Here is a 6,739-nt window from a genome sequence, read left to right as displayed (position 1 = left end):
GGGTAACGTAGCTGGTGCTTGCCTCGAACAAATGTCCCACATCGCGAGAGCGTAAATCCCTGTCTTGGCGCAGATTGACGGCGTCGGTCGCCATCACGGCGATACCCAAACCCAGTTCTACATAAGTCTTGCCCACGTCGGCATCAACGGCATCAAAAAGAATGGTCGGCGTAATGCCACGTTTTTCGAAAGCGTCAACGATCTTCCATCGACCGCTTCGATGCGGATCATGGGCGATCATCGGATATTTTGCGATCGTTTCGAGCGTGAGATTCTTGACACGCAAAATAGGGTGCCCCTTCCTTGCAATCAGGCTGCGGGTAATCTGGTAGCAAGGGAGACGCAGCAAGCGTGGAAACGGCCGCAATGTTTCTGTTCCCACCGCCAGATCGGCCTTTCCAGCCTCAACCGCCTCGCAAATTTCCGTAGGATTGCCCTGTAACAGAGCAATACGGACCTTGGGATGACGCTGCACGAAGCTCTTGATGACACGGGGCAGGATATAGCGGGCATGAGTATGCGTGGTAGCGATAGTGAGTGTCCCCTCTTCCTGGGCACCGTAATCCTCGCGAATGCTTTTGAGGCTCTGCACCTCATTGAGTATTCGCTGGGCAATCTCCACTACTTCCCGACCAGGATCGGTCAAACCGGTCACACGGTTCCGACTTCGCTGGAAAATCGAAAATCCCAGTTCCAGCTCCAACTCCTGGATTTGTTTACTCATGCCCGGTTGGGAGGTATGCAATGCGTCGGCGGCAGCGGATATATGATTGCCCTGCCTGTTGACCTCAATGACATAACGAAGTTGGCGAAGATGGACCATGACGTATCCTGACTCATTGGTGACAAACCATTCTATGTCGCTGTCCGCGCAGGTTGCATGTAAATAATGCGAGAAAACAGGGTATTGGCGGATATCGCGCTAAATCTTGCGTGACAGTTGCCATAGGCCTATCCCGCGTCGCTCGGCCACACCTCAAGCGGGATGCGTACCCAGCCTTCCATCAACCGCCGGGCCGTACGGCTCATCACGATTCGCCCTAGGAGCCACTCGCCATTCCTTTCGGAAATCTCGACACCTACGTTCAACAAGCCGGAAGCATGCCCAAGTGTGGCAGTTTTGTTTCTGCTCTCGGCCAGGCGGTTTGCAACTGTCCCTGGAACTTTGAGGGCGGTGGCAATTGCGATCGCTCCCGTGCCGGTGATGGCATGGTGTAATTTTCCCATCGAAAAGACCCGGGCTACAAGATCAATCGCCCCCGCTTCGATCTTGACGCCGCTCGCTGTAATGTAGTCTACCGAAGGCGAAACGAAGGCMAGCTTCGGCGAATGCGGGCGTTGCCTGGTGGCCTCTTCGAGCGTGGCCGAGAGGCCCATAGCCACGGCCCCGGCCGAACGGATCGATTCGACGCGCTCAAACAGGACGGAATTACTGTTGAGCGCCTCAGGCAATTCCGTCCCTGCCAGTCCGAGCGTCGCCGCGTCAACGATGACAGTCGGCATCCCGGCATTGATCAGCGTGGCTTCCAAGGTTCCCAGTCCGACCACTTGCAGCCGTTCGGCAACATTTCCCGTCGGGAACAAGCCGGGGCTCTCTGCCTCTCGCTGATACTCAATACGGATCTCCGCACCGGGAAAAATCACTCCATCGAGCAGAAACCCGCCATTTTCTTCCACTTGACCACGACGCATGGGCACGTCCGCGATGATTCTTTGYGCGAGATTGACCTGCCAGATCCGAACGCGAGAAAATCCGTTCGCAGGCGCTTCCACTAGTCCCTCTTCAACGGCAAACGGTCCGACCGCGCCGATAAGATTGTCGCATCCACCCGACCAGTCGATAAAGGCCCTGTCGACCGCGACCTGGCCAAACAGATAGTCGACATCGCAGTCAGGACGATTTGAACGCGAAATGAGCGCGGTCTTGCTAGTACTGGAATAGCCACCGCCCATGCCATCCATCTGTCGGCCATAAGGGTCCGGACTGCCGAATACCCGCAACAAAACGCGGTCGCGCACTTCCGGGTCAACCGGCAGGTCTTCCGGCTTGAAGAATAACCCCTTGCTCGTACCGCCGCGCATAAAAGCAGCAGGGATCCGGCGGTGCATTACTACTAACCTTCTGTCACGGCCTGATCCTTGCGTTTGCGGATCATCGGAAAGATCATCATCACCATCAACCCAAACGCAACCGCGAGAAAGATCGCACTGAGGGGCGCGGTGACGAAAACACTGAGGTCGCCATGAGATTGCAGCATGGCGCGGCGGAAATTTTCCTCCAGCATGGGGCCGAGCAAAAAACCCAGAATAAACGGAGCCGGTTCGCAATCCAGCTTAAGGAAGATATATCCGATCAGGCCGAAAAACGCCGCAAAGGCCACGTCGGTTGAACTCATGTTGACCGTGTAGATGCCAATGCAGGAAAAAACCAAAATAAGAGGGTAGAGCCAGCGATATGGAACCTTGAGCAGGGTAACCCATACTCCGACTAGCGGGAGATTGAGGATGACCAGCAATACATTGCCGATCCACATGCTGGCGACCAGTCCCCAGAACAATTGCGGGTGTTGCGTCATTACTTGGGGACCGGGCGTGATCCCCTGGATCATCAACGCACCCAGTAGCAGTGCCATTGTCGCGCTGCTGGGAATTCCGAGTGTCAAAGTTGGAATGAAATGCGTTTGCGCAGCCGCATTGTTGGCAGACTCCGGCCCCGCCACACCTTCAATGGCACCTTTGCCAAAACGCGAGGGATCGACTGCAAGCTTTCTTTCGACCGCGTAGGACGCGAAGGAGGCTATGGTTTGCCCGGTTCCTGGCAGAACGCCGAGAATGGCCCCGATGCCGGTGCCCCGCAATATAGGCTTCCAAGACGCTTTCAGGTCTTCCCGCGACGGCATAAGGTTCTTGACCTGTCCGGGCAGGACTTCCCGATGCTGGGTAACACCCAGATTGGCGACGATCTCCGAAAATGCGAAGAGCCCCGACGCGACCACTACGAAATCAAACCCTTCTGCAAGACCATTTATCCCGAAGGTAAACCGGTCAATGCCGGAGTTCACATCCGTGCCAGCCAAGCCGAAAATCGCACCGCAAAACGCCATGCCCATGCCCTTGACCAGGGAGCCGCGTACAAGTGCCGAGGCGGAAATGAGTGCCATGAGCATCAGGGAGCAGTATTCGGCCGCACCGAACTTCAGGGCTACTTCACCGAGTGGTGGCCCGATCAGCGCGATCAGTACAGTCCCAACGCAGCCTGCCACGACCGACCCGATCGCTGCGATTGCAAGGGCCGGTCCCGCACGCCCTTGGCGTGCCATTTGATAACCATCGATGCAGGTTACCGCCGATGAGGATTCGCCAGGAAGATTAACCAGAATAGCCGTTGTGGAGCCGCCATAGGCAGCACCGTAATAAATGCCGGCCAGCATGATCATCGCGCCTTCGGGTGGCAAGCCGTAAGTCAGCGGCAAGAGCACTGAGATGGTTACGAGAGGCCCCACACCCGGCAATACGCCGATGAACGTACCTAAAAGGACGCCGGCGAAACAATAGAGCAGGTTCATCGGGGATAAGGCGACGCTGAAGCCAAGTGAAAGATGTTGCAGGAGTTCCATCACCAGGGCCTCAACTTCAAGGGGATATTCAGGCCATAGACGAAGATGCCGACTGCGATGAGTGTCAGAACCACGACCATCAGAACGAGTTCGAGCAAGCTGCCTTCACGGCCCCCCAGCCGGCTTGATAGGACCAGCACAATAACCGCCACAATGAGGCCGGCGGAATCGATGAGCAAGCTGAACAGGAGCACGGAAGCGAGTATGAAGATGAGAGGTCGGATCTCCCAGCTGGCGACATGATCCGACATTTCAGGCTTGAGCGTTGATCGAACGAGCATCGTGACGCCGATGAGCGTCATGATCACGCCGAGGATGATCGGGAAATAGCCCGGCCCCATGTTTCCCGGCTTTCCGAGCTTATAGCTTTGTGCGAGAATTATCGTACCGAGCCCTATGACGCCGAAGAGCGCGCCACTCAGGAAATCCTTGGTGATCTGAATTTTCATGGTTCCTCCCAATCTTTAGTGCGGCTTCCCTCCGCATCTCCTCTTCAAGACGCTACGAGATGGTTCAGGCATCTCCCATGCCCGAACATCCTTGTCGCCCGTCTCGACCTCGGATCGCTTCCGATTTGCCGATCAGCCTCCGCTTATGGACAACCGAATGCGTCACGACAACTTCAAATTCTCCGCTCTATCTTTGCACGAAGGGGTTGGCTGAGGGCGCATCGAAGTTCATCCAAACGCTCTTCATCTGCAGATATTCCTTGATCATCTCCGCGCCGTTTTCCCGTCCAATCCCGCTTTGGCGATAACCGCCAAACGGCGACATAAAACTTGTGGCGCGATAGGTATTCACCCAGACCGTTCCAGCTTTCAGCGCCTCCGTCATGCGAATCGCGCGGCCGATATCCCGGGTCCACACACCGGCAGCGAGACCATAAATCGTCTCGTTGGCGATTCGCACAGCATCCTTTTCGTCCTTGAAACGGATAACCGAAAGGACAGGTCCGAAAACCTCTTCCTGAGCGATGCGCATGCTATTTTCGACGTCCTTGAAAATGGTTGGCTCGACAAACCAGCCGTCGCCGCATTCGGGTCGCCGTCCTGGCTCTCCGCCAATAACAAGTGTGRCTCCCTCTTTCTTGGCGATATCGATGTAGTTGAGCACCTTGGCGTATTGCGGCTGTGTGGTAATGGGGCCGACTTGCGTGTCCATGTTGGCGGGATCGCCCATTCTGGCGGTACGCACCTTTTCGATCAGCCGGTCCAGGAATGCGTCATGCACAGAATCCTCGACCAGCAGTCGTGATCCTGCAAGACAGGTCTGGCCGGTGGCCGCGAAGATCCCGGAAATCGCTCCGTTCACCGCCTCTTCCATATCCGCATCGGCAAATATTATGTTGGGCGACTTGCCTCCCAGTTCCATCGTAACGTGTTTCATGGTCTGGGCCGCAGCGGCATAGATCCTTTTGCCGGTAGCATCGGAACCGGTAAATGCCACCTTGGCCACATCAGGATGTTCCACAAGCGGCGTGCCGACTTCATTCCCGAAACCGGTGACGACATTGACAAGGCCCGCGGGAGCGCCCGCCTCTTCGATAAGCTTGACAAACTCCAATACCGACGCGGATGTGAATTCCGAAGGCTTAATGACCACGGAATTACCCGCCGCCAGAGCCGGAGCGAGCTTCCACGTCGTCAGCATAAGCGGCGAATTCCAGGGGGTGATGACAGCAACCACGCCAAGCGGCTCGTAACGCGTATAGTTGAGATAGCCCCTCTTATCGAGGGGTATCACCGCACCCTGGACCTTGTCAGCCAGCCCACCATAATAATAATACCAGTTGGGAATGTAGCGCAGTTGCGCCAGCATCTCCGCCATCAACTTGCCATTGTCGCGCACCTCGGTGGCTGCAAGACGCTCCGCCTCCCGCGCAACGAGATCGCCGATGCGGTGCAGTAGAGCTCCCCTCTCGCTTGCCGTGCTTGAAGCCCACGGGTCCTGAGTGGACGCGCGATGTGCGGCCTTGACGGCCATGTCCACGTCTACGGCATTGCCGCGCGCAATCTTTGCCCAAGGCCTGGCTGTAAACGGGTTGATTGTCTCAAACCATTCGCCACCACTTGGATCAACGAATTTACCATCGATATAGTGCTGAAAAGTCTGCATTGCCGCCTCTCTACAGGATCACTTGTCTACGCCAATGGAATTTGCAAACCCAAAGGGTTCAAAGTGTTCGATCACTTTTCCCTTGAGCAGCTTGTCGACATCGAGAGCCCCATGGGCCGGGTCCGGAAGCAGATCTCTCAGATTGCCCTCCGCCAGCGCGTCAGCTTCGGCGCGATCACGTTCCAGCGCCTTCATCAGAACCTGGCGAGCCAACAGCCGCGGTACCACCACCACCCCGTCATCATCACCCACGACGATGTCCCCCGGGATAACCACGATTCCCCCAATGTGCACCGGGACATTGATCGAGCCCGGCGTAGACTTTTGAGGAGCGCGGGGCGAAACACCCTGGCAAAACACGGGAAAACGATCCTTGCGGAGCGCCGCCACGTCCCGGATCGAACCGCTTGCGACCACGCCTACTCCGCCGCGGGCCAGCACCTGCATCGCACTTCGATGCCCGAAGCACCCAGTATTATGATCGCCATCATCGATAATCAGTACATCTCCGGGCTGGAGCATGTGTACCGCCTTGTGGGTCATAATGTTATCGCCAGGGAAACAGAGCACAGTGAAAGCTGAACCGACCATGCTTATGTTTTCGAATATCGGCCGGATGGTGGATTTCATCGCTCCATGACGGCCCATCGCATCGCTCAGCGTCGACGTCGCGACAGTTTTGAACTGCTCGATCAAATCGGACGGGACCCGTTCAAAGCTGTGATAAATATGACCATACATCCCAATATCCTCAAATTCCGAAAGGTCGGTCTGTGTTCATGGCGGCGCGGATATTGCCGAGAAAATTTCTGGCTTCATTGCTGACGAACGTCTTAAAGTGAACGTTGATCCAGCGCAGACCGAGACGCCGATAATGCGCCACGGCATCAAGATCACCCTGAACATTCATGCCAGCGACCCGTCCTGATTTGGCGATGGTTTCAATAGCGGCTTCGACAGCGTTACGAACGCGAGGATGGCCTGGCTGACCCTTTAGGCCCATAGAC

At 56.3% G+C, this 6,739-nt stretch carries 7 protein-coding genes; all 7 read right to left on the bottom strand.

Annotation, left to right across the window (positions count from 1 at the left end):
* On the bottom strand, nt 1-823 hold an 823-nt coding region (locus ACXJ5O_RS15490), incomplete at its 3' end, for a LysR substrate-binding domain-containing protein (RefSeq protein ID WP_457300667.1).
* A 128-nt stretch (nt 824-951) separates the two neighbouring features.
* Nucleotides 952-2,109, bottom strand: a complete 1,158-nt coding sequence (gene prpF / locus ACXJ5O_RS15485) for a 2-methylaconitate cis-trans isomerase PrpF (protein ID WP_457300666.1) — start codon at nt 2,107-2,109, stop codon at nt 952-954.
* A gap of 5 nt (nt 2,110-2,114) precedes the next feature.
* On the bottom strand, nt 2,115-3,617 hold the full coding sequence (locus ACXJ5O_RS15480; RefSeq protein ID WP_457300665.1) for a tripartite tricarboxylate transporter permease: 1,503 nt from the start codon (nt 3,615-3,617) through the stop codon (nt 2,115-2,117).
* Nucleotides 3,617-4,066, bottom strand: a complete 450-nt coding sequence (locus tag ACXJ5O_RS15475; RefSeq protein WP_457300664.1) for a tripartite tricarboxylate transporter TctB family protein — start codon at nt 4,064-4,066, stop codon at nt 3,617-3,619. Before ACXJ5O_RS15475 ends, ACXJ5O_RS15480 begins: the two co-directional genes overlap by 1 nt.
* A gap of 187 nt (nt 4,067-4,253) precedes the next feature.
* Nucleotides 4,254-5,732: an aldehyde dehydrogenase gene (locus tag ACXJ5O_RS15470; RefSeq protein WP_457300663.1), complete on the bottom strand. Its 1,479-nt coding sequence runs from the start codon at nt 5,730-5,732 to the stop codon at nt 4,254-4,256.
* Nucleotides 5,733-5,750: 18 nt separating this feature from the next.
* Complete coding sequence (locus ACXJ5O_RS15465) at nt 5,751-6,473, bottom strand: 4-carboxy-4-hydroxy-2-oxoadipate aldolase/oxaloacetate decarboxylase (RefSeq protein ID WP_457300662.1); 723 nt, start codon at nt 6,471-6,473, stop codon at nt 5,751-5,753.
* 10 nt (nt 6,474-6,483) lie between these two features.
* A partial coding sequence (locus tag ACXJ5O_RS15460) for a hypothetical protein (RefSeq protein ID WP_457300661.1) occupies nt 6,484-6,739 on the bottom strand: 256 nt, incomplete at its 5' end.

Source organism: Phyllobacterium sp. P5_D12, assembly GCF_054049495.1.
This window is presented reverse-complemented; position numbering and strand designations above follow the sequence as displayed.